Origin of the sequence: Pseudomonas sp. EA_65y_Pfl1_P113 (assembly GCF_963970525.1) — a bacterium.
GTDB lineage: Bacteria > Pseudomonadota > Gammaproteobacteria > Pseudomonadales > Pseudomonadaceae > Aquipseudomonas > Aquipseudomonas tritici.
This window is the reverse complement of the sequence record NZ_CAXAQM010000382.1, coordinates 1-509: the sequence shown is the minus strand read 5'-3', so window position 1 is coordinate 509 and position 509 is coordinate 1. Positions and strand designations below refer to the sequence as shown.

The following is a 509-nucleotide window of genomic DNA, read 5'->3' as shown; positions in this document are numbered from 1 at the left end:
GTCGGCCAGGCTCATATAGATCGCCTCGCGGATCGGATCGAGCTCGGCGTCGGGTTGGTCGCCTTCGAGATCGGTGATGCGTCGCGCGAGCAGGCGCAGCCGACGCAGGCGAAAACCAAGATCGAAGGTGCGCAGGAAGCCGATCGTGGTCGCGCTCGCCCCGCCCGAAAAGCTCGGCTGCATGTCGTCGAAACCGCGTGCGCTGACCGCATCGGCAATGTGGCGACGAATGCCGCGCCAGCGCTGCGGGCCGGGCTCGCCGCCCGCGTGATGCAGCAGATCGGTAATCGTCTCGACCACGCCGTTGATCTTGAGGTGGCCATAAGCGGCATAACCATAGCCCGCGCTTTTGGCCGCCGCAGTTTGCGCGCGCTGACGCCATGCCGCGAGCCGCGCGGGCGTCGGCGAATCGAGGAACAGCGTGTAGCCGGGAAGCGGCTGGCGACGGATGATGTCGCGCAGCTCGAAGGCGAAGCGTTTGTACGGTGACAACGCGCCGGATTTCTGGT

The 509-nt window shown here is 66.4% G+C and carries 1 pseudogene; it reads right to left on the bottom strand.

From position 1 onward, the window contains the following. Nucleotides 1-509 (bottom strand): annotated as a pseudogene (locus AACY52_RS30170) (hypothetical protein); the annotation flags it as partial.